At 39.4% G+C, this 24,275-nt stretch carries 20 protein-coding genes; 1 reads left to right on the top strand and 19 read right to left on the bottom strand.

The features are described 5' to 3' along the window. Window positions 1–57: 57 nt before the first annotated feature. From pheT to ACTU7M_RS03755, 9 genes are all read right to left on the bottom strand, one after another. Window positions 58–2,472: a phenylalanine--tRNA ligase subunit beta gene (gene pheT / locus ACTU7M_RS03795; protein WP_443473043.1), complete on the bottom strand. Its 2,415-nt coding sequence runs from the start codon at window positions 2,470–2,472 to the stop codon at window positions 58–60. Window positions 2,473–2,475: 3 nt separating this feature from the next. Continuing rightward, entirely contained in the window at window positions 2,476–3,525 is a 1,050-nt protein-coding gene (gene pheS, locus ACTU7M_RS03790) for a phenylalanine--tRNA ligase subunit alpha (RefSeq protein ID WP_443473042.1), read from the bottom strand. Window positions 3,526–3,844: 319 nt separating this feature from the next. Further along, window positions 3,845–4,174, bottom strand: a complete 330-nt coding sequence (locus ACTU7M_RS03785; RefSeq protein ID WP_443473041.1) for a winged helix-turn-helix transcriptional regulator — start codon at window positions 4,172–4,174, stop codon at window positions 3,845–3,847. A 69-nt stretch (window positions 4,175–4,243) separates the two neighbouring features. Beyond that, a complete protein-coding gene (locus ACTU7M_RS03780; protein ID WP_443473040.1) occupies window positions 4,244–4,774 on the bottom strand; it encodes an HD domain-containing protein in 531 nt (176 codons plus the stop codon). Between the two features lie 102 nt (window positions 4,775–4,876). Then, window positions 4,877–5,617 (bottom strand): TrmH family RNA methyltransferase, encoded by a 741-nt coding sequence (locus ACTU7M_RS03775; RefSeq protein WP_443473039.1) that lies wholly within the window; start codon window positions 5,615–5,617, stop codon window positions 4,877–4,879. 73 nt (window positions 5,618–5,690) lie between these two features. Beyond that, window positions 5,691–7,025: a murein hydrolase activator EnvC family protein gene (locus ACTU7M_RS03770; RefSeq protein ID WP_443473038.1), complete on the bottom strand. Its 1,335-nt coding sequence runs from the start codon at window positions 7,023–7,025 to the stop codon at window positions 5,691–5,693. Window positions 7,026–7,379: 354 nt separating this feature from the next. Further along, window positions 7,380–8,783, bottom strand: coding sequence for a dipeptidase PepV (gene pepV, locus ACTU7M_RS03765; RefSeq protein ID WP_443473037.1), 1,404 nt, complete (start codon window positions 8,781–8,783; stop codon window positions 7,380–7,382). Window positions 8,784–8,827: 44 nt separating this feature from the next. After that, window positions 8,828–9,556 carry a pseudouridine synthase gene (locus ACTU7M_RS03760; RefSeq protein WP_443473036.1) on the bottom strand — a complete coding sequence of 243 codons (729 nt, stop codon included), beginning with the start codon at window positions 9,554–9,556 and terminating at the stop codon, window positions 8,828–8,830. Between the two features lie 15 nt (window positions 9,557–9,571). Beyond that, entirely contained in the window at window positions 9,572–11,323 is a 1,752-nt protein-coding gene (locus tag ACTU7M_RS03755) for a putative polysaccharide biosynthesis protein (RefSeq protein WP_443473035.1), read from the bottom strand. A 245-nt stretch (window positions 11,324–11,568) separates the two neighbouring features. Between ACTU7M_RS03755 and ACTU7M_RS03750 the strand changes: the two genes are divergently transcribed. After that, a complete protein-coding gene (locus ACTU7M_RS03750; protein WP_443473034.1) occupies window positions 11,569–12,960 on the top strand; it encodes a LysM peptidoglycan-binding domain-containing protein in 1,392 nt (463 codons plus the stop codon). Between the two features lie 42 nt (window positions 12,961–13,002). On the opposite strand, the gene ACTU7M_RS03745 is transcribed toward ACTU7M_RS03750, so the two are convergent. The 10 genes from ACTU7M_RS03745 to pepT form a co-directional block, all read right to left on the bottom strand. Continuing rightward, on the bottom strand, window positions 13,003–14,646 hold the full coding sequence (locus ACTU7M_RS03745; RefSeq protein ID WP_443473033.1) for a phosphoenolpyruvate carboxykinase (ATP): 1,644 nt from the start codon (window positions 14,644–14,646) through the stop codon (window positions 13,003–13,005). Between the two features lie 121 nt (window positions 14,647–14,767). Then, window positions 14,768–15,901 carry a molecular chaperone DnaJ gene (dnaJ, locus tag ACTU7M_RS03740; RefSeq protein WP_443473032.1) on the bottom strand — a complete coding sequence of 378 codons (1,134 nt, stop codon included), beginning with the start codon at window positions 15,899–15,901 and terminating at the stop codon, window positions 14,768–14,770. 173 nt (window positions 15,902–16,074) lie between these two features. Further along, complete coding sequence (dnaK, locus tag ACTU7M_RS03735; RefSeq protein WP_443473031.1) at window positions 16,075–17,895, bottom strand: molecular chaperone DnaK; 1,821 nt, start codon at window positions 17,893–17,895, stop codon at window positions 16,075–16,077. Between the two features lie 52 nt (window positions 17,896–17,947). Continuing rightward, window positions 17,948–18,448 carry a nucleotide exchange factor GrpE gene (gene grpE / locus ACTU7M_RS03730; protein WP_443473030.1) on the bottom strand — a complete coding sequence of 167 codons (501 nt, stop codon included), beginning with the start codon at window positions 18,446–18,448 and terminating at the stop codon, window positions 17,948–17,950. A 12-nt stretch (window positions 18,449–18,460) separates the two neighbouring features. Continuing rightward, window positions 18,461–19,507 carry a heat-inducible transcriptional repressor HrcA gene (gene hrcA / locus ACTU7M_RS03725; RefSeq protein WP_443473029.1) on the bottom strand — a complete coding sequence of 349 codons (1,047 nt, stop codon included), beginning with the start codon at window positions 19,505–19,507 and terminating at the stop codon, window positions 18,461–18,463. Window positions 19,508–19,605: 98 nt separating this feature from the next. Continuing rightward, window positions 19,606–20,739, bottom strand: a complete 1,134-nt coding sequence (gene hemW, locus ACTU7M_RS03720; RefSeq protein ID WP_443473028.1) for a radical SAM family heme chaperone HemW — start codon at window positions 20,737–20,739, stop codon at window positions 19,606–19,608. Continuing rightward, entirely contained in the window at window positions 20,736–21,719 is a 984-nt protein-coding gene (ribF, locus tag ACTU7M_RS03715; RefSeq protein WP_443473027.1) for a riboflavin biosynthesis protein RibF, read from the bottom strand. Before ribF ends, hemW begins: the two co-directional genes overlap by 4 nt. A gap of 18 nt (window positions 21,720–21,737) precedes the next feature. After that, entirely contained in the window at window positions 21,738–22,664 is a 927-nt protein-coding gene (gene truB / locus ACTU7M_RS03710; RefSeq protein WP_443473026.1) for a tRNA pseudouridine(55) synthase TruB, read from the bottom strand. An 88-nt stretch (window positions 22,665–22,752) separates the two neighbouring features. Beyond that, complete coding sequence (locus ACTU7M_RS03705) at window positions 22,753–23,004, bottom strand: DUF1294 domain-containing protein (protein WP_443473136.1); 252 nt, start codon at window positions 23,002–23,004, stop codon at window positions 22,753–22,755. A gap of 28 nt (window positions 23,005–23,032) precedes the next feature. Continuing rightward, a complete protein-coding gene (pepT, locus tag ACTU7M_RS03700) occupies window positions 23,033–24,268 on the bottom strand; it encodes a peptidase T (protein ID WP_443473025.1) in 1,236 nt (411 codons plus the stop codon). Window positions 24,269–24,275 lie beyond the last annotated feature (7 nt).

Genomic DNA, 24,275 nt, shown 5'->3' with positions numbered 1-24,275 from the left:
TAAATTAACAAGAAAAAGCCATCCAAACATGAGATGTTGTTCGGATGGCACTTGTTACTATCTTATTGTTGCATTTAGCTCTTCACTAAGCGCTAATTTTACTGTTTCAACTGCTGAAGTAACTTCCTCATCTACTAATGTAGCTGTTGGGTTCAGGAAGGCCAACGAATAAGCCATTGATTTCATACCCTCTTCAATACCTTTACCTTGATAGATATCAAATAACTGCACGTTTACCAAGTTTTTGCCAGCTTTAGCTTCAATTACAGCTTTGATTTCTTCATGCGTTACCGTTTCAGAAACCAAAATGGCCAAGTCGCGACTTATTCCTGGGAATTTAGGAATTGGTTGTTGAGAAACCATTGTTTTATCAACATTCAGAACAGCATCTAAATTAAATTCAAAAACGTAAGTATCTTTTAAATCATATTCAGATGCAATGCCTGGATAAACTTGTCCGACATAACCAATAACTTCATTATTCAAGATAATATTTGCTGTACGACCTGGGTGCATCCAATCAATATCACGGTTTGCTTCAAAACGAATTGCTTTAAGAACGCCCATCGACTCGAAGTAAGCTTCTAAAATGCCTTTAACGTGGTAGAAATCAACCGCAACAGATTCTTGTTGCCAATTTTTACTTGCCACATTCCCCGTCAAGATCCCAGCTACTTGTTCTGCTTCAATTGGAAGAACATCCGCTTCGTTAGGTAGGAAGATCTTACCTATTTCATAAAACTGGATATCGGAATTTTTTCTCGCCACATTATATGTGGCATTTTCTAATAAACTAGCTAGTAAATTCATACGAAGTGTTGAACGATCTTCACTCATCGGCCAGGCTAGACGAATAGGTTCGCCTGTTTCAAGTGTGAAAGCCTTCGCTTTATCTTGGGTTGTTAAAACATAACTGATATTTTGTGTAAGTCCTGCAGCTTCCAAATAATTACGTGACTGACGAACAACTTTTTGTTTATTCGTCAACTTACCTGGAGTACCTGCTGTAACTGGAAGTGTTGCCGGCAGACGATCATAGCCATAAATACGCGCAACTTCTTCAATAATATCAGCTTCGATACTGATATCCCATCTTCTAGGAGGAACAGAAACGGTAATTAAATCACCAGTAACTGAATGCCCGAAACCTAACTGTTCAAAGATAGCTTCTACTTCAGTTAGTGGAATTTCGGTTCCTAAAGTACGATTTATCTTTTCCAATGTAATGGCCACAGTCACATCAGTAGATTTTATAGTATCTACAGAAGCTGTACCCGCAACGATAGTACCTCCAGCCAATTCACTCATTAATTGAGCAGCATAGTGGCCCGCTTCCTGAATGGTTGCAACATTGATACCTTTTTCAAATCGTGCACTTGACTCACTACGCAAATTGAATTTTGTACCTGTTTTACGGATTGATAAAGCATCAAATAGTGCAGCTTCTAAAGCAACGTTTACCGTTTTATCAGTTATTTCTGAATCTAAACCGCCCATTACGCCAGCCAAAGCAATCGGTTCGGAACCATTTGTAATCACGATATTAGATTGATCAAGTGTACGTTCAACACCATCCAGTGTTGTGAATAGTTCGCCTTCATTGGCACGACGCACTTTGATTTGTCTAGATCCGATTTCATCGTAATCAAAAGCATGTAGAGGTTGTCCATACTCAATTAAAATGTAATTTGTAATATCCACCACATTATTTATTGGACGAATTCCAGCATTCATTAATTTGGTTTGTAACCAAAGCGGACTCTCAGCAATTTTCACATCTTTTATGACTTGGATATGGTAAGCTGGCGCATCTTTGGTATCGCTCACTTCAACACTTATATAGTCATTAATGTCCCCTGTTTGCTCTGGCAATTGTGGCACTTGGAAAGTCGCTTTTTTATTGTAAATAGCAGCTACTTCATGGGCAACACCACGCATACTGAGAGCATCGGCTCGGTTAGGAGTGATATCAATATCAAGGATTTGATCATCCATATTCAGGACTGTTGTTACATCCAGTCCAATTTCTGTGTCTTCTGGCAGCACGAAAATGCCATCTGCATATTTCTTCGGAATAACACTTTCCGGATAACCTAGCTCATCTAATGAACAAATCATCCCGTTGGAAACTTCACCACGGATTTTACCTTTTTTGATTTTATAATTGCCCGCAATGCGCGCCCCATGTAAGGCAACGATTACCTTTTGTCCTGCCGCGATATTTGGCGCACCACAAACGATTTGGATAGGTTCGTCCGCTCCAACATCAACTTGGCAAATATGGAGGTGATCTGAATCCGGGTGATCAACGACTTCTAATGTTAATCCCACAACAATTTTTGACAAACCTTCACTAGGTTTAATCACACCATCTACTTCAACCCCGGTACGGGACATTTTTTCAGCTAATTCATCAGCAGTAATATCATTTATATCAAGATATTCCTGTAACCATTTATAAGAAACTTTCATCGATTATTGCTCCTTCGCTTTGAATTGATCTAAGAACCGTTTGTCATTTTGATAGAAATGACGGATATCATCAATTCCATATTTCAACATAGCCACACGCTCTGCTCCTACACCGAAAGCGAAGCCGGTATATTTATTAGAATCTACGCCTGACATTTCTAAAACATCCGGATGAACTTGTCCGGAACCTAAGATTTCGATCCAGCCGCTGCCCTTACATACATTACAACCATTGCCACCACATTTAAAGCAACTTACGTCTACCTCAACGGAAGGTTCAGTAAATGGAAAATAACTTGGACGGAGACGGATTTCGCGTTCCTCACCAAATAGCTTTTTGGCAAATACATCCAAGGTACCTTTTAAATCACTTAAAGTAACATTTTCCGCCACTACTAAACCTTCAATTTGAGTAAATTGATGGGAGTGTGTCGCATCGTCACTATCTCGGCGATAAACTTTACCCGGACTGATCATTTTCAAAGGCCCTTTTTCAAAGTCATGTTTTTCCATTGTCCGCGCTTGAACAGGTGAAGTATGTGTACGCATTAATATTTCATCGGTAATGTAGAATGTATCTTGCATATCACGAGCTGGATGATCTTTAGGCAAATTCATTTTTTCAAAGTTATACGAGTCCAATTCCACTTCCGGGCCGTCAATAACTTGATAACCCATACCAAGGAAAAAGTCTTCTATTTCTTCCATAATTTGCGTCAGAACATGCTTCGTTCCAATGGTTACTTTTTTACCAGGTAACGTAACATCAATCGTTTCTGATTCGATTTGTGCTGTTAATGCTTGTTCTTCTAAAACGACTTTAACACCTTCAATTGCTTGTGCGATATCATCACGAACGTTATTGGCAATTCCACCAATGACGGGACGCTCTTCAGCAGCCACATCCTTCATCCCGCGCAAAGCCTCGGTGATAGGTCCTTTTTTACCTAAATATGCGACACGATAACTATTTAATTCATTCAAGTTCTTTGAAGCTTTAATCTTGTTTAAAGCTTCTAAACGGAGTGTTTCTAGTTGCTCTTTCAATCCCATTAACTTTCCCTCACAGTCTATAATTTTGCACAAAAAAATACCTCATCCCCAAAAAGGGACGAGATATCGCGGTACCACCCTTGTTTTGCCCGAAAAACCGGAACAACACTTCATTCGTTAACGACAAAACTGCCGGGTCTTTATTCATTGCAGTTGCAAATCCCAAAGCCTGCTCCAGGAGTGAAAATCTTGCCGTCCACGTCCATTTGCTCTCAGTCACGGCAAATTTTCCTGTAGTTCGTTTTTCTGGCAGATGGTTCCCATCAGTGCATTTATACTATTTCATTCAATTTATCAGTAAATCGGTTCAACGTCAAGATTAGATTGTAATCCATTTATTTGACCAATCCTGAATTTCAATCATGACCTTCTCTAAATTTTTCCCTTTTTCGGTCAAGCCATATAAAATTCTTATTGGACCATCTGTCAATTCTTTACGGACAACAATTTCTTCGTCTTCAAGTTCTTTCAATCGTTCCACTAAAACGCGATCACTCACGCCTGGGATTTCCTCAGCAATTTCTTTAAACCGGTGATCACCCGTTAGCAAGACTTCGATAATTAGACCTGACCATTTTTTTCCAAATATCATGAACGTCTTTTCGAATTTCGGACAAATGCATGAATGCATCTCCATTGTTTCTTCCATAGCGTTCACCTCTTTTCCTTGAATAATATTTATTAAAAAAGTAGGCAGTTTAGCCTACTTTTCGCGTTTTTAGAAAGAAATCGAATTTGCAACAATCGTTTGCTTAACCAAATTCCATTTTTCTGAAAGCGATAGTTTCGCTTTAGCAATAACTGGAGAAATTGCTTCATCGCAAGCACAATACTTATCAACTAAAGTGACAACGAAGCTTTCTTTATATTTTGGCATGGCAACCGTCGCACCCCACATATGTTTGAGGATGATGTCTTTTTCTAAATCTGAGAGCTCCGTGAGCTTTTCGGCATTCGCACAAGCAATCCGTGGGTGAACGTAAGCATGTGAACCCTCGTCAAATTTAGTTGTGCGCCAGTCATAATAAAAAAGATCGTGTAAAAGACCTGCTCGGGCAATAGCGCGCGTATTACAGTTAAATTTTTTGCCAATACAGAAGCTACGATAAGCGACAGAAATAGAGTGATCTAAACGAGTGCTATGGTAATGTTGCGTAATACCTTTAAGTTGTTGGACTTCTTCATACGCTAGTAAATCACTGATATGCGATACAAATTCTTCGTCCAATTCCCATTTCTGTAATTCCATTCATCATGCTCCTTTTATTTGTTCGAAGTTTATTATACATGAAAATGTTACTTTGAAAAGACTTTTTACTTACTTTTAGTCAAATTGTAACATTATTCACAATTATACAAAGTGGTACATGAGTATACCGCCAGCAATTGCTACGTTCAAAGACTCTGCTTTACCGACAATTGGTATATAAAGGTTACGGGTAGTTTTACTCAACACTTCAGAAGAAACACCGTTTCCTTCGTTTCCTAGCACGATGGCAACATTATCTGTTTTTGAAACGGAACGAAAATCTTTCGCATTTTCATCTAGAGCAGTCCCATAAACATATTCAAAATGATCCATTATGGATGCAATACTTCCTCGGTATATGGGGATATGAAATTGACTTCCTTGCATCGAGCGCACCACTTTATCGTTATAAGGGTCCACACTTCCATTCCCAAAAATGACACCATCGAAACCTGCGGCATCCGCAGTTCTTACAATAGTCCCCCCATTCCCGGGATCTTGGACTCCATCCAGAATGACATATTTTCCATCGAAAGAATCTGGCAATTCTAGTCTAGGTATGTCAAGGATACAGAATATACCTTGCGAAGTCTCTGTTTGTGACAAAGACTTCATGATGTCTTCGGTTACGAGGATTGCCTCGTCTCTTTGGTCAGCAGATAGTTTGTCAACAAATTTATCGGTCACAATAATGGTATTGAGCTTGACATTACTTTTAATGGCTTCTAGATATAAATGTTCCCCTTCGATTACGTATTGATTCGATTCTTTTCTTCCTTTGGTAGTATGTAATTTTTTCCACTGTTTAATTTTTTGATTTTTTACAGAGGTAATATTCTCCATTTTAGGATCCCCCTCATTAATTAGAAAAGAGTCATTGTTCCTAATGGAAAACAATGACTCTTCATATTATGCATTATAGTGAAAAATAATTCAACGGGTTAATGCGAACACCATTTTCGTAAACTTCAAGATGCAAGTGGACACCGGTAGATTCGCCAGTAGTCCCCATGATTCCGACTTGTTGTCCTTGGCTGACATACTGCCCTGGAGCAACCATCAATGACGGAGTCATATGTGCATACAATGTTTTAACGTTATTACCATTAATGGTACCGTGGTTTACAACTACGTAATAACCCCATGAAGGGCTGTAAGTTGCCACTTCCACAGTTCCTTCGCGGGCTGCAACGATTGCACCACTACCTGCGAAGTCAATACCATTGTGTGAATGGTATGTTCCAGAAATCGGATGGAATCTCATTCCGTAAGGTGAAGAGATATACCCGGATGCTGGACGAATGAAACCACCTGATCCAGAATTAGAAGATGCCGGTGCTGCTGCTACTTGTTCAGTAGAGGCAACCATATTTGCTGCTGCTTCGGATTCTGCAGCTGCTGCTGCGGCTGCTGCTTCAGCTTGTTCACGAGCCAATCTATCGGCTTCAGCTTTTTCACGGGCGATACGCTCTTGTTCGATACGTTTTTCTTCTGCTGCAATTTCTGAACTGATTTCACTTGTTTGTGCGGCTAAATCAGATTTTGTAGATTGCAATTTCTTTTTCTCGTTTTCGGTCAACTTAACGTTTTCCAATACAAGCGTGATTTGATGATTCAATTCATTTTGTTGTGAAACAACATTATTTTTGCTGACAATAATTTGTTGTTTCATCGCTTCAGCAGCAACTTTTTCGTCTTCAACTGCCGATTTTGTATTTTCAACTTCTTTTTTATCATTTTCTTGCTGTGTAACAATATCTTTATTGGCTGTAATCAAACGGTTTACAGTAGATATTTTCCCTACCATATCAGTTAAAGATTCAGAATTCATGACAATAGATACCATATCCGTCATACTAGCTTCTGTTTGAATAACACGAGCTTGATTGTTCAACTTCTCTGTACGTTGTTCAATAATGTTTTGAAGTTCTTCAATCTTGGCTTGTAATTCAGTAATCTTTTGTTCGATTTTTTGTAGTTCAGCTTCTTGTTTTTCAAGTTGCAATAATAATTCATCTATACTCTTTTGTAGTTCCGCGACGCGGCTTTCCAAATTAGCTTTTTCGTCTTCTAAGTTCTTTAAAGAAGATTCTTTTTCATTGATTTTATTTTGAACATCCTGAGACTTTTGTTCTAATTGGCTTTTTTCTTTGTTAAGTTCATCTAATGTTCCTGCTTGTACTTGCATCCCGCCTACTAGTGGTGATAACAAGACCATTGAAGATAACAATGCTATATACTTTTTATTCAATGTTTACTCTCCTTTGTCATTTCTCACAATGAGCAGTATAACATTGATGGCATCGTAATTCTGTAAAGGGAATATGACATTTTGATTGCATCAACCCTGAAAAGGTGGTAGCTAGGCTTGTTTTATATTTTTAAAATAAACCTATATAACGAAATCGAAATGTTCATTTATGAACACAATGGCTGATTATAAATCACTATATTATCTATTAATTGTTGTTTCACAAAATTATATTTATAGTTTTCAAAGTTTGTTCATATTTCGATTGTAACATTTGTAATCTTTCTGTAATGATTTTCGCATTTTTATTCACTAACTCAAAAAAAAGAGCCGCAATTAGCGACTCTTTCAACATTATTTAATTAATTCATAGATAGCATCAGCATAAATGGCCGTAGCGCGGAACAAATCGTCCAAAGCCAGGAATTCATTCGCTTGGTGCATGGTGTCAATGCTATCCGGGAATAAAGCGCCATAAGCAACACCGCGTTTCAATAGACGACCGTATGTGCCGCCTCCAATAGAACGCTCTTTGCCTTTTAACCCCGTATGTTTTTCATAAACAGCCAGAAGTGTCTTAACTAGCGGATCATCTGCCGGGACATAATGCGGCTCTTTGCCTAATCCACCTTTTGCAATTGTAATGCCGTATTGACTTAAAGCTGCTTCAAGATTAATTTCCAGACCTTCCGCTGAAACACCCGTTGGATATCGGAAATTCAAGGCGATTTGGCCACCCTCTTCAGCTGTAAAAGTGAAGATACCCGCATTCATTGTTAGTTCGCCCATGATTTCATCGGTATGAGCCAGACCAATTTTTTCTGCCGTGAATTCAAGATGGATATAATCAGTAATTAGACTAAAGAATTTTGCTGCTTCTCCGCCAAAGTTGAACTGATTCAAGAAAACAGCCAAATAAGTACCGGCGTTAATACCAGCTGCTGGGTTCATCCCGTGTGCAGATTTACCAACTACTTCAATTGTGACAGTATCGCCTTCAACAGTAACGGTCCCTTTAACAGGGTTGTTTTCAACGAAATTATCCCAAGCCGTCTTAATGTTTGCTGTTTCAGAACTTGTAAATACGACAGTCGCATCTTGCGGAACCATGTTTTCTCTTAAACCAGCATCAAAGCTGGTTAATTGATTCTTTCCGCCTGCTACCTCATTTCGGAAGCGAACGTATAGAGATTGATTCCCTTTTTCACCGTTGATGATTGGGAAATCAGCGTCTGGAGAGAAACCAAAAGCTGGGGTTTCTTCGTGCTTAAGGTAATGTGTCATACATTGCCAGCCACTTTCCTCATCTGTGCCGATAATCATGCGGACGCGTTTAGAAACTGGTAAACCTAAATCACGAATAATTTTGATGGCATAGTAAGCTGCCATCGATGGGCCCTTGTCATCACTTGATCCCCGTGCATAAATACGATCGTTCTTGATAATAGGTTCAAAGGGATTTGTTTCCCAACCCGTTCCTGTAGGAACCACATCAACGTGACCAAAAACGCCCATCAATTCTTCGCCAACACCATACTCAATATGGCCTGCTAAATTATCAACATTTTTTGTAATAAATCCATCCCGTTCACCAATTTCAAGGAAAGCTTCTAATGCTTCTTTTGGTCCAGGACCAACAGGCATTTCCGGTGTCGCCTTTGAATCATCTCGCACACTATCAACTCGTAAAATTGTAAATAAATCTTCTAGAAGTGCTTCTTTTCGCATTTCTACTTCTTTTGTCCAGTTAATTTCCATAGAGACACATCCTTTTTTAAAATCATGTATATAGTTTAACACTTTTAGCGGTTTTCGGGCAGAAATTCCTTCAAGTCATTCAATTCTTGTTCCGTAAGTGGACGGAATTTTCCTTGTTTCAATGTGTCATCCAGTTTCAGGCTACCCATAGTCAAACGCTTCAAGTAAGTCACTTCTTTCCCACATGCCAAAACCATGCGCTTCACCTGATGAAATTTACCTTCTTCAATGGTAATTTTCACTTGGGAAGATTCATCTGTACTGCTGATAATTTCTAAAGAAGCTGGTAGGCATTTATATCCGTCCTCCAAAATAATCCCTGCTTCAAAAGCAGCAATATCCTTTTCATCCATGACACCTTTAACCTCAGCGTAATACGTTTTCTTCACATGTTTTTTAGGTGATAAAAGAAAATGAGCTAATTCCCCATCATTGGTAATTAATAACAGTCCTTCTGTATCTTTATCCAGCCTTCCTACCGGAAAAGGCTCAAATCGTCGGGATTCATCATCTAATAAATCAATAACCGTTTTTTGTACATTGTCTTCCGTTGCACTCAAGTAACCTGCTGGTTTATGCAACATTAAGTAAATGTACTTTTGATAATGTACAGTTTCCCCATCAACTGATACAACATCTTTTTTCACGTCCAGGATAAAGTCTCCTTTGGTGGCAACCGTTCCATTAATCTGAACAACTTTCTTTTTCAGTAATTGTTTAACATCTTTACGACTTCCAAAACCTGTATGAGACAAAAATTTATCTAACCGCATCAAATATTCACCTCATTAACTAATTCGCAATTTTTCTCTTAAAGACCCAACGCGTGAGCCAAGAACAGCGTCGGCTACTCGCAGTTTTAGCAATAAGTACACATAAATCGCACCACCGATACCCGCAATGATCAATACCATGAGCAATGCGATCAGTTTGCGTTCTGGGACCATAAACAAACCCATAATACGACTTACAAAGTGAGCAATCAAGAACATATAACCGGTAGACAAACTAATCAGACCGATGATTTTACCGGTCCCTTTAACATTAAACGGCACCAATTTGTATATCTTCACGAGTGATAATGCGGACGTTACAATAAATCCTAACGCTGTCGCATACAAAGCTCCCGCTGTTCCAAATAATGCTATAAATGGATATTGAACCAGTAATTTAATTAACATCCCTATTACCAAGTAAATGATTGCTTCCTTGTGCTTGCCGAAAGATTGCAGTATCGAAGATACAATCGTAAAAGCACCAAGAATAATACTCATCAAAGAGGAAATAGCTAACAAGCGAATCCCTACTGGTGTCAATTCTGTAATTGGATAAAATAAATTATATATTGGTGCAGCCACTACCATCATTCCAAAGGCAGCGGGGAACATGGCAAAAGCAAACAATTCAAAAATCTGTCTAATTTGATTCCCGAGTTGTTGAATATTTCCCTTGATGTAATTTTCAACCAAAAGTGGGATTGAAGTTGCAGCCATTCCCACCGCTAAGGAAATGATAATCATAATCAACTTATCCGCATTAAAACTAAACAAGCCATAAAGAGTACTGATCATTTCTGAATCAAATTCTGTCGTCATCTCCATAATAGGTTTAAACGTAAACTGATCGACTAACTTGGCAAAGGTGATTCCTGAACCAATAATGATAAAGGGAATGGATTCTTTCACCATTTCTTTAATTGCACTGGCGACGTTTAACTGTGATCCGTTTTCACTACTGGCCTCAATCGCCTCCCCATAAACGCGCATATGTTTCTGGTAATACCACATTAACATCACTAATGAAGCAACCGCCCCAACAAATGCCGCAAAGGTAGAATGGGCTACAGCTGTTGAGAAATCGCCATTGAATACATTCATAACGATAAAAGTCGCTAAAAGAATGTAAATCACCCGAATCACTTGTTCAATCACCTGGGTGATTGCGGAGGGAACCATATTTTGATAGCCCTGGAAGTAGCCTCGAATCAAACTCATGATGGGTACAATCAGCAATGCGGGTGCCAAAGATCGAATTACTAAGGTATTCGCTTCTACCGATACGCCAGGACTATTTGCGCCAATCATCGGTGCTAAGACATACATCAAAATAGCACTAACAAGTCCGGTTGCAATCATAAACAAGGAACTCTTTTTAAATAGTTCCTGTCCTTGACTGTATTGACCTTTGGCATTATACTGGGCGATTTGTTTCGACATCGCCGAGGGGAAACCCGCAATCCCGATTGAAAGAAATAACTGGTAGGGTGTATAGCCGACCGCAAACAAAGCATTTCCCATTTCAGCACTTACTCCCATCATGGCATTCCAGGGAATAATATACAAAGCGCCTAACAACCGTGAAAAAATACTACCAAACGTCATCCAGAAAGTTCCCTGGACCATCTTATCTTCGCCCGTTGCTACCGGTTGGGCAACTTCTGCTGGCATAGGCGCTACTTCTTCCTTTTCAAAATCCTGGATTTTGTCGAGTATTTCTTTCTCTACTCTTTTTCTTTCTTTTCTACTGTTATAATTTGGCATTATTCAACCCTCAATTTTTTTACTTTTTTTACACTTTAATCATTTTACCAAACTGTAGCCTGTTTTCAAATTGCAAATCCAGACTCTTATCTATTTTATAATTTTTAGCAATGTTTTTTGGCGTACATTTGTTTAAGGAGTGTATTAAATACGTGTAAAGTGGTATAATTAGGTTAGTTAAAAGAACAAATATCCCATTGGCAATCGCCCTTTTATAAGAGTACATACAGGAAAGAGGGATTAAGATGAAAAGGTTCAAGCATGTTTCCATGCGGCGCCTAATGACAACTATCTTCTCATTGCTTACATTCCTATTCTTACTCGGTCCCCCTGCTCAGGCAGCCACCTCACAATTCATCATAAAGGGCAATACATCCGAAAAAGTAATTGCCTTGACATTTGACGATGGTTCGGACGGAACCAACTTCAGCAAAATACTCTCGGTACTTTCCAAACACAATGTTAAAGCTACCTTCTTCTTAACTGGTTCAGGAACCAATAACCATCCCTCTGTTGTAAAAACTGCCGTAAATAATGGCCATGATATTGGGAACCATTCTTTCAACCATCCCGACTTCACCACTCTTTCGACAACCCAAATGCTAAGTCAACTTTCCCAAACAGAAACGATCATCAAAAACACCACCGGTAAAAGCACAAAACCATTCTTCCGTGCTCCTTATGGTGCTACGAATGCGACGGTCTTGAATACAGTTGGAAATGCTGGTTATACCTATACACTCCACTGGACTATTGATAGTTTGGATTGGACAGGTAATAGTGCAGCGACTATTATAAATCTGGTTATGACAAGGGTTCAACCCGGAACCATCGTGTTGATGCATACCGGAGATGGAGCATCAGGCACATCTACTGCTCTTGAAACCATTATTCCTCAACTTAAAAATCAAGGCTATCGTTTTGTGACCATTTCTCAGTTACTCGGACTTCAATCTGTACCACCATCTGGCGGCACAACCTATACCGTAAAAGCTGGGGATACCCTTTATGCGATTGCCCTTCGCTATGGCGTGACGGTTGCCCAATTAACTTCTGCTAATAATATTACGAATGCAAATCTCATAAGTGTCGGTCAAGTATTGCGAATACCTGGAACGGGAACGACTACCCCACCACCGACTGGAACGACCAATTATACAGTCAAGGCGGGTGACACACTTTCTGGGATTGCAGCTCGTTATGGCGTAACGGTTGCACAGCTGGCCTCCGCCAACAATATAACGAATGTTAACCTCATTCGTGTCGGACAAGTGCTGCGTATTCCAGGAACCACAGGTGGACCAGTCACACCACCGCCTGCGACTGGAACGACCAATTATACGGTTAAATCCGGAGATACTCTTTCCGGAATTGCAGTTCGTTATGGAGTGACGGTTGCGCAAATTGCTTCTGCCAATAACATTACAAACACGAACCTGATTCGGGTAGGACAAGTGCTGAAAATACCTGGCACCACTCCTCCACCCGCCACAACAGTTCGTTATACGGTCAAATCTGGGGATACCTTATATGCCATCGCAATCCGTTACAACACAACAGTCCAACGTCTCGTTACTGCTAACAACCTTTCAAATGCAAACTTGCTGAGCATCGGCCAAGTGTTGATCATTAAATAAAAATAGAGGCAGACCGATTGGTCTGCCTCTATTTTTATTGATTTAAAGAGAATCAATTACTTCTTTAAGGGATTTTAATGCGTCTGCTGGTAGTTGATCGTTCACATTATCCTGATTATATTTCTCCAGGAAATCAACCCGCATTTGCATTCTTTCTTTTACTAGTGCTAGATACTCATCCGTAACTTCGGGATTAAAACCTGGAACATCCAAGTAACTCAGTCCAGAAACGGAACCAAATGGCTTAAATTCACCTGTTTTATCCACTACACTCTCAATGACACCAATCGTCACTTCTTTTGGTATTTTCTTACCCATAAAGAAACCGGTATTGATAATATAACAACTCATATCTTCACGTTGAAGCAGTTCTTTGAAGTCATTGAAATCTTCGCTTAATGGGTAAACACGGAAAGGATTGGCATACGGCTCAATAACAAGCTTGTCAGTGGACTCACCTTTTTTGATATTCTCAGCAGTGGACCGCTTCGTTGCTAATGTAGCTCCAAACGCAGATCCCAAAACTGGGTCAGCAATTTTAACTAAAGGCGGTAAAGCATCGTCTTTCATAATCCAGTATACAGCATTGATAGGCTCAGAGAATTTATCAACGCGATTAGGTGTCGAATAACGGGACTTGACTGTCCGTCCATTCCCATTACGGATATCTTCAGTGACAAGTACTTTTTTTCCATCTGTATCAAGAGAGACGCCCACATTCTGTACAGTCACAAAATAATCTTGCTCAGGATGGTCAGCAGGATAATCCTGTGTCTTATCAAAGTAGGCAGGTTCTAATGCAATAGAAGAGCCATCTTGCAGATTAATAATAAAAGCATCATCATGTAAAACCTTGACATCATATTTATTTTCATGTTTTGCGTGCGTCAATGTCGATTTCCCGGATCCTGAAAGACCAAAGAAAGACGCTACGTATGAACTGCCATCATCCAGATAAAATGCTTTTTGACCTCCATGACAAGCGACATATTCATTGCGGTGCGCAGTACCCCAGGCCAATGTCAATGTCCCTTTTTTAAATTCCCCGAAATATTGCATTCCTAAAATACATGCCACATTTTTATCCGGTTCAAAATATGCCAATCCAACAGGATAATCTGGATGACTCCAATCCGGATCAGTGTAAATAAAAATATCGCCTTCTTCATATTTTTTTGAATCTTTATACACTTCATCGTATTCATCATTCGCGGGCTGGAAATTCAACAACCATGAATAAAGGTTGTTTTCTTGTCCCTCTGGAAAGGCAATATGGGCTTTAATCATAAAGTCCTTATCCAACCCCACGTATCCAGTTGTTTTATAATAAAGGCTGTCTCGATTTGCATAGATTACATCGCGAACAATACCCTCTATTTTTTCGTCAACTTCTTTGTTATCACCGCGTATCACTTTTGCCCGGGCAGTACGGCCAACTATTTTGCCACCATTTTCTACCAGAATCTTTGCATCATCTGGTAAACCTAATTCAGAGGTGTGCTTAACCGGAAGATCGGTTACGATTGTGCTGCCGGATTCTTTTGCAAGTTGATATGCTTCTGCGATGTCAGTGACTTCAACCATATTATTACCGTAAAACGCTGTTTCCACAGTCGTACGAAAACGGGATAATAGCGGATTGTGCTTCTTTAAATCTGATTTTTCGTATCTGCCTACAGTTGCCATGTACTACCACTCCTTTAATATTGATAACTCTATTATAAACTTCTTTTCACAAAATGTAACCCTTTTCATTTTTTGGCATAAAAAAGGAATCAACAATTAGTCATGTTGATTCCTTTTTATATTATTTTTTGAATGCATCTCGCATTTTATCGAAGAAACCGCCTGTTTCATCAGAAACTGAATCTCCTGATGCTTCAGCGAATGCACGTAATGCATCTTTCTGTTCGTCGTTCAAACTTTTTGGTGTTACTAACGTTACTTTAACGTGCTGATCACCATTGGTTGTACCTCTCAAGCGAGGGGCACCTTTACCTTTTAGACGGAATGTTGTTCCGGTTTGGGTACCCGCTGGAATTTTCAGTTTTACGTTACCGTGAACAGTAGGTACTTCGACCTCTGTGCCTAATGCAGCTTGGACAAACGAAATCGGTAATACGTAGAAAATTTCTGCCCCATCACGATCAAATATGTCACTTTCTTCAACAGAAAAGACAACATACAAATCGCCATAAGGTCCACCATTCTTACCTACTTCACCTTGTCCGGCTAAACGCAATTGCTGACCATCCTCTACACCAGCTGGAATTGTTACATTAACAGAGTGTGTGTTTTCTACATGACCAGAACCGTGACAATCGCCACACTTGTTAATGATTTCTTTACCCGTGCCGTTACAGACATCACAGGTTGCTTGGGTCATAACGCGACCGAAAGGCGTATTACGTTCAACTTGGACGGCACCCGCACCATGACATTTTGAACATGTTCTTGGTTCAGTACCAGGTTTCGCCCCAGAACCATGACACGTTTCACATTCTTCCTCACGTGAGTAACGAATCGTTTCCTTTTTACCGAAAATAGCTTCTTCAAACTTCAAATGGACACGGTATTGTAAATCCGCACCTTGACGTGGAGCATTCGCATTACGCGATCTGCCACCGCCCCCAAAGAAGGTATCAAAAATATCATCAAATCCACCCGTAAATCCACCGAAGCCACCGCCACCAAAGCCGCCGCCTGCTCCGAAGTTTGGATCAGTACTTGCATGACCATATTGGTCATAAGCTGCACGTTTTTGGGAGTCACTCAATACTTCATAAGCTTCCGCAACTTCTTTGAATTTTACATCGGCATCATCCGCTTTATTAATATCGGGATGGTATGTTTTTGAAAGTTTTCGGTAAGCTTTTTTTATTTCATCATCTGAAGCGTCTTTGGAAACACCCAATACTTCATAATAGTCTCTTTTCGCCATTTAATTTCCTCCATTTGATCACTATGACACGGATGTTTTCCGCTCATGATGTCGAAAGGGATATTATTTATCCATCCGCATGCGATAGTTGCTCTAGAGTTTCGGCAACCGTTCAGGAAAACACGTACAGTCTGTTAACAGAGCCCTGTACGTGTTTAATCCTTATTAGTTGATTAGTCTACTTCTTCGAAGTCAGCGTCAACGACACCGTCATCAGAACCACCGTCAGATGATTGACCGTCTTGAGCTTGTTGTTGTGCAGCTGCTTGTTCATAAAGTTTTACAGTCAAGTTTTGAACAAGTTCATTCAAAGCATCACGTTTTGTCTTCATTGCTTCTAAATCGTTAGCTTCAACAGCAGCCTTCAATTCATCGCGTGCTTCTTCAGCTTTTTTCACTTCTTCAGCGTCAACTTTTCCTTCCAAGTCTTTCAATGTTTTGTCAGTTTGGAAAATTAGTTGGTCAACTTCATTGCGAAGTTCAACTTCTTCTTTACGTGCTTTATCCGCTTCAGCATTTGCTTCCGCATCTTTAACCATTTTTTCAATTTCTTCATCTGTTAAACCGGAAGATGATTTAATAGTGATTTGTTGTTCTTTTTGAGTTCCCAAATCTTTAGCACTTACGTTTACAATACCGTTCTTATCAATATCAAATGTTACTTCGATTTGAGGAACGCCCCGTGGTGCTGCAGGGATATCTGTCAATTGGAAACGACCCAATGTTTTATTGTCGGCAGCCATTGGACGCTCACCTTGTAATACATGTACATCTACGGCTGGTTGGTTATCAGCTGCTGTAGAGAATACTTGTGATTTACTTGTAGGAATTGTTGTATTACGGTCGATTAATTTAGTAAATACGCCACCCATTGTTTCGATACCAAGAGAAAGTGGTGTAACGTCAAGAAGGACAATATCTTTAACATCTCCAGAGATAACGCCACCTTGGATAGCAGCACCCATTGCTACTACTTCATCTGGGTTTACTGATTTGTTAGGTTCTTTACCTGATTCACGACGAACTGCTTCGATAACCGCTGGAATACGTGTGGAACCACCAACCAAGATAACTTGGTCAATTTCAGATTGTTTGATGCCAGCATCTTCGATTGCACGACGTACAGGAATTTTAGTCCGTTCTACAAGATCAAGTGTTAGTTCATCAAATTTTGCACGCGTTAATGTCATTTCCAAATGCAATGGACCAGCTGCTCCAGCAGTAATAAATGGCAAGCTGATTTGTGTTGAAGTTACACCTGACAAGTCTTTCTTAGCTTTTTCAGCTGCATCTTTCAAACGTTGTTTAGCCATTTTGTCGTTGGAAAGGTCAATGCCATTTTCCTTTTTGAACTCTGCTACCATGTAGTCGATGATTTTGTTATCGAAATCATCCCCACCAAGTTCGTTATCACCAGCAGTACTTAGTACATCAAATACGCCGTCTCCTAATTCTAGAACAGAAACGTCGAATGTACCACCACCAAGGTCAAATACCAATATTTTTTCGTCTGTATCAGTTTTATCCAATCCGTATGCCAAAGCTGCAGCAGTCGGCTCGTTAACGATACGTTCCACTTCCAAACCAGCAATTTTACCAGCATCTTTAGTTGCTTGACGCTGTGCATCGTTGAAGTACGCTGGTACAGTAATAACTGCTTTATCTACTGTGTCTCCTAGATAAGCTTCTGCATAGCTTTTCAAATATTGTAGGATCATTGCAGAAATTTCTTGTGGTGTATAGGATTTTCCTTCTGCTTCAACTTTGAAGCCTGGTTGACCCATGTGACGTTTAATAGATGCAATTGTGTGTGGGTTTGTAATCGCTTGACGCTTAGCAACTTCCCCTACTTGAATTTCACCATTTTTGAAAGAAACAACTGAAGGTGTTGTACGGTTTCCTTCTGGGTTAGGAATAATTTTTGCTTCTCCACCCTCTAAAACAGCAACTGCTGAGTTTGTAGTTCCTAAGTCGATACCAATAATTTTACTCATAATCAAATTTCCCCTCTGTGTGTCATTTTTAGAATAAATCGATTAACTAAATTTATTGTGCCACGATAACCATGGCCGGTCTTAATACACGTTCATCTAACTTGTAACCTTTTTGAACAACATTGATGACTGTATCAGCTTCTTGCCCTTCTTCTGCTTCTTGAACTTGGATGGACATATGATAATTCGGATCGAATGGTTCGTTAATTGGGTTGATCGCTTCGATTTTTTCATTTTTCAAAGCTTCTAACATAAGATTATAAACCATCTCTACACCTTTTTTAAAGTTAACTGCTTTTTCATCTTCCACTTCAATTTCCAAAGCGCGTTCGATGTTATCAATAACGGGCAGTAATTCAGTAGCCAGGTTTTGTGAACGGTATTTAGCAGCGTCTTGTCTTTCTTTGGCGTTACGTTTTTGGATATTAGCCAACTCTGCTTGAACGCGTAAATAGCGATCTTGTAACTCCTCTACTTGTTGTTGCAACTGTTCAACTTCTGTCGCTTCAACCATTTCTGTGTTTTCATTTTGCACATTGTTTTCTTCTGTCACGTCAATTCCCCTTTACTCATCTTGATAAAAATCATGCATGCTATCGGATAATTCGTCTCTCGTGATACGCATAATATTAATGATTTGATCGTATGGCATATTGGTTGGACCCAACAAAGCAATGAGACCCTTCGAATTTTGCCCGACATCATATGTTGCGGTAATGAGACTAAAATTGGATAACAAGTCATTTTTCATTTCTGGTCCAATTTGAATATTGAGATCTTCCTGTCCTTTTGTAAGCAAACCTAAAAGGTCCTTAGATTCATGGATTAAGCTGATAATAGCCTTCATTTGTTCTCTTTCATGAATACGTTCAAGATTAAAATGATTCAGCAAATTCATTTCCCCGCCTACATAAATACGGTCACTACTCATTTTTGAAATAACCTCGTGAAAGATAGCCTGTAAATTAATTTCTTTCCCGATATATTTTCTGATCATGTCGGGTATTTCCATCTGTAATTTTCGATGGACATCAATTAATCTCAAACCCACGAGTTCTTCATTGAAAATATTAACCATCGTTTGAATTTTGGCTGCATCGACATCCTTTGATACAGTAAAGATTTTGTTCTCGACGTATCCCTTATCAGTCACCAATATTGCCATATAATGCCCACTGGTAATAGGGACGAGTTGGAAATTCGATAAGCGACTATCCATTTTTTCAGGTCCGATACTCAAAGCTGTATAGTTAGTCATAAATGATAACATTTCAGCTGACGTTTCCAGAATTTCTTCTGCCTCTTTATAAGGAGCCCGGATAGATTCTTGAACTTTTCTACGCAAGCCATCTTGTTTTTGTTTCTGGTTACTCTTCAAAAGAAGGTCAACATAATGTCGATAACCGAGATTTGAAGGAATTCTTCCTGAAGACGAATGCATTTTTTCTAAAAAACCTAATTCCTCAATATGCATCATTTCGTTACGAATCGTTGCTGGAGAAACGGATAAATTAGTTTCTTTCAGTAAGGTCTTTGACCCCATTGGCTCACCATGCTGAATATAGTGCTTGATGATTGAATTCAAGATCAAGAGTTGTCTTTCTGTTAACATCTTTTCACCTCGCTTTAGCACTTGGCATTCATGAGTGCTAACCCATGAAATAACTTATCACGATGGTATATTTTTGTCAACAGGATTACCTTGATTTTTTAATTAAAAAGAAATTCCTGGAACACTTCGTTGCCTAGAAACTTGCCTTTTCTGGTTAATCTCAAATGGTCATCTTCAATTTTCAAGAGTTCTTTGGTCATTAAACCATTAATTTCATTTGCATAAAAGTTTTCGATTGGTTCACCAAATTTTTGCTGGAATCCAGAACGACTGACCCCATTCATAGTACGCAATCCCAGCATCAATTCTTCTTCTATTACATTGGCTCTCGTCAATTCTTTTTGGTAGAGAATTGGCGATTCGCCAGCGCGTAACGGCTCCAAATAATGTTGGATCGGACCATTATTATTGTAACGTATGCCATCAATGTAACCATGGGCCCCCGCCCCGAACCCAAAATAGTTTTCGTTCCGCCAGTAAGCAAGATTATGTTGCGATTGGAAACCCGGTTTGGCATAATTGGAAATTTCATAATGCTCTCTACCGAACTTGGCCATCGTGTCCATGGCTAATGCATACATATCCGCTTCTTCATCTTCTGAAGGCAAAGGAAGCTTTCCTTGTCTCATCAAATTAAAGAAAATCGTTTTATTCTCCAGAATAAGTGAATAAATCGAGTAATGCGGTAAATCCAGCTCCATAGCTTTTTCCAAAGTATTAGCAAAATCAGAAAGGGTCTGGGTAGGCAAGCGAAAGATTAAATCAATACTCATGTTGTCAAAACCGGCTTTTTGCGCTAGTTTTACACATTCATATACCTGATCTGAAGTATGTATCCGCCCAATCTTCTTTAAGATCGCATCATTAAAGGATTGGACACCCATGCTTATCCGATTAACCCCGTACTCTTTCATAACTTTAAATTTATCCATAGTAATGCTTTCGGGATTTGCTTCAACTGTAAATTCTGCTTCTTTAGACATTGGAAAATACGTTTGAACACCAACCAGTAATTTTTCCATTTGTGGAGCTGTTAACGTCGTTGGTGTCCCTCCACCGATATAAAATGTTTCTACTTTTTCATCAGGATGCCGTTCCTTCATGATGGCCATTTCTCTCACGACCAAATCAACATACTCGTCAACCGGCTGCCCTTCCAAAAAAACTTTGTTGAAATCGCAATAAAAACAAATATGATCACAAAAAGGAATATGTAAATAAGCTGCTGTCATAACTCTCTCCCCATGTCCTTTGGTTCCAGGGCTTCAGGGTTTTTCTTAAAATAGTTTTCTGTATCAACTTGGTCTTGTTTTAATTGCTCGATTAAAGCTTCCATTCCAGAGTATTTTACTTCATCCCGCAGAAAATGATGCCATCGAACGATGACTTCTTCACCATAAATCATTTTATTGAAATCTAAAATATTTACTTCAATGGTTTTTTCTCTATTCTCTTCAAACGTGATGTTATAACCGATTGAAGCCATCCCTTTGTACCATTTACCTTGGACTTGGATACTGACAACATAAACACCAACTTTCGGTAACCTTACATTTTTAGCTACTTTAATGTTGGCAGTTGGAAAGCCCATTTCGCGTCCCCTGGCATCCCCATGCATCACATGGCCACTGAACTGATAGGTATACCCCAACATGCTGTTCGCTTTTTGTAAATCCCCTGTGTCCAGTGCCTCCCGAATACGCGTCGAACTTATTTTTTCCTTATCTTCTGCCACTTGAGCTGGAATTTCCAAAATATCAAATCGCTTTTTCGCATATATTGGCAAATGCGCCATATCCGCAATAGTCTTTGGTCCATAGGTATAATCAAAGCCTGCCACAACAGCACAAGCGTTTAATCCTGCAATATATTGGTCAACGAATTCCTGTGGCTTCAATGTTCCAAAATCATAAGTAAATTCGATTACATAGAAGTAATCGACACCCAGTTGTTCCATTAATTCAATTTTCCGATTCATTACAGATAAGTAACGCATTGTTTCAACATTCAATTTCTTAAAAACAATACTTGGATGATGATTAAAAGACATAACAGCTAATTTAGCATTGCGTTTTTCTGCTTCTTTTTTTGCTTCCAAAATTACCCTTTGATGGCCTTTATGGACACCATCAAAAAAACCGAGCGCTAATACAACCGGTTCATTTGGAATTATTTCTTTTTGATATGGATGGTGTATATTTATAATCTCCATTTATCCTTCAACACTCTTTCATTGACCATTAGACGAAAGAAACATCTTTCTTGGCTTTTTCATAGTTGGTTTGTTGGGATGATTCTCATATAAGGCTACCAGATTACCTTCAAAATAGACAGCAATTAAAGGCTCATCTTCCAGTCCGCCAAAAGTCTGAGATGGCAAAACTGCCCCATTTTTTATTTTATCCCAGGTTTCTGTTTCTGCATCAAATCTAGGAAAATCAGCAAATACTGATTCAATGGGGAGGAAAATTGAAGCGATGGCCCCTGCTTCCATTAAGGCCCTTACTTCATCCAAGGTTACACAGTCAGCTTTCTCAAATGGGCCGCTTGCGGTTCGTGTTAGACGTGACATGTGTGCTGGATAACCCAGAGCTTCCCCCAAATCGACTGCTAACGTCCGGATATATGTTCCTTTCCCACAGCTTACTGAAAAATCCCAAGAAACTGTTTTTTCAGTTTCATTATAACGAAGCTCACTTGTACGAATAAAAGAGTAAATTTCTGCTTTCCGTTCGGGACGTTCTACAGATTCTCCTTTTCTTGCATACTCGTAGAGCCTTCTACCATTAACCTTTACCGCAGAATACATGGGTGGAATCTGGGTAATCGTTCCCACAAATTTTGTCATAAGGTCATCAACGGTTTCTAAATCAGGCATTTCTATGATGGCAACCCGTTCCACAACGGGCCCATGGGCATCTTCCGTTTCTGTGGAATAGCCAATGGTTATTTCTCCTTCATATGCCTTACCCATATCTGTCATAAACTCGGCAGCTTTGGTTGCTGAGCCAACACAAATGGGCAAGACACCGTCTACCTCAGGATCCAATGTTCCAGTGTGGCCTATTTTTCTAGTTTTTAATATTTTTCTTAAGTGAAAGATGCAATCATGACTAGTCATGCCGCGCTCTTTCCACAATGGCAAGATACCATTCATCGCTTCTTCCCCCTTTTTCAACTTGCTTATTATATCATAGAAGGCGTAAATAAGGCTGCTTCTGATTTGAAAAGCAGCCTTACTCCTATTAAATTAACCGATACGTTATCCAAGCCCACATCCCTAAACTTGCAGCATATACAAGATAAAAATAGCGATGTTTCGTTTTATGCCGGAACAGATTCATCCCTAACAGTCCACCAACCGGTCCGCCAAAAAATCCCAAAGATAGAAGTAGCTTCTCAGGTATACGTTGTTTTCTTTTACGTGATTGCTGTTTATCAAAACGCATTAAGGCAAACAATAAAATATTAATCACAAAAAGCCAAACAAAAAGCATTTTTAGTAACAATTCGCTATTCATCATGCTATGCGTTAGTTAATCCGCTTTGACGAACAATTTCAATGATTACGGCTGTTGCTTTTTCCATTGCTTCAATTGAAACATATTCATAGCGACCATGGAAATTTTCTCCGCCGGCAAAGATATTTGGTGTCGGCAAGCCCATGTAAGTAAGCTTGGAACCGTCTGTTCCACCACGAATCGGTTCAATAGTAGGTTCAATTCCCAATTCACGCATTGCTTTTTCAGCTAATTCAACCGAACGCATATCATCTTTCAAGATTTCGCCCATATTATAATATTGATCGTTCATCCCAACTTTAATACGTGGTTCTGTGAATTTTGCATTCATCTTATCTGCGATTGCCAACATATTTTCTTTTTTGGCTTCGAACAATTCACGATCATGATCACGGATTATATAAACCATCTTGCTATCTTCCACTGTTCCTTCAATACCCAACAAGTGGTAGAATCCTTCTCTATGTTCGGTTCTTTCCGGAACTTCATCAGCTGGTAAATAACTATCATATTCAAGGGCTAATTTGATTGCATTAACCATGGTATCTTTCGCTGTTCCGGGGTGAACATTTTTACCTTGGATTGTAATGACTGCTTGAGCGGCATTAAAGCTTTCAAACTGTAATTCACCGACTGGACCACCATCCATCGTATAGGCGAAATCTGCCGCAAAGTCCTCCACATCGAACAAATCAGCACCTTTTCCAATTTCTTCATCCGGACCAAAAGCAACTTTGATATCACCATGGCGAATGGCATTATCTTGTTTGATTGTTTCCATCGCTGACATAATTTCGGCAATACCAGATTTATCGTCTGCTCCCAGTAATGTATGACCATCTGTAGTTATTAAAGTTTGGCCAACATAATTTTTTAGGTTAGGAAAATCTTCCGGTGAAAGAACGATGTTTTTCGCTTCATCCAAAACAATTGCCTGACCATCATAATTTTCATGAATTTGTGGGTTAACGTTCCTTGATTCAAAGTCTGCTGTATCCATATGGGCAATAAAACCAATGGTCGGCAAACCTTCCGTATTCGCAGGTAAGGTTGCGGTCACAAAACCATTAGCAGGGTTGAATTTAATTTCAGAAAGTCCGATTTCTTCTAAATGAGGCATAATAATCTCTTTGGCAAAATTCACTTGAGAGGATGTTGAAGGTACTGTTTCGCTGTTCTCATCAGAACGCGTATCATATTTTACGTAGGTTAAAAAACGGGATAATAATTTTTCATTCATTGGTAGG

Source organism: Jeotgalibaca sp. A122 (genome assembly GCF_052266715.1).
In the GTDB taxonomy this organism is placed as follows: Bacteria; Bacillota; Bacilli; order Lactobacillales; family Aerococcaceae; genus Jeotgalibaca.
This window is presented reverse-complemented; position numbering and strand designations above follow the sequence as displayed.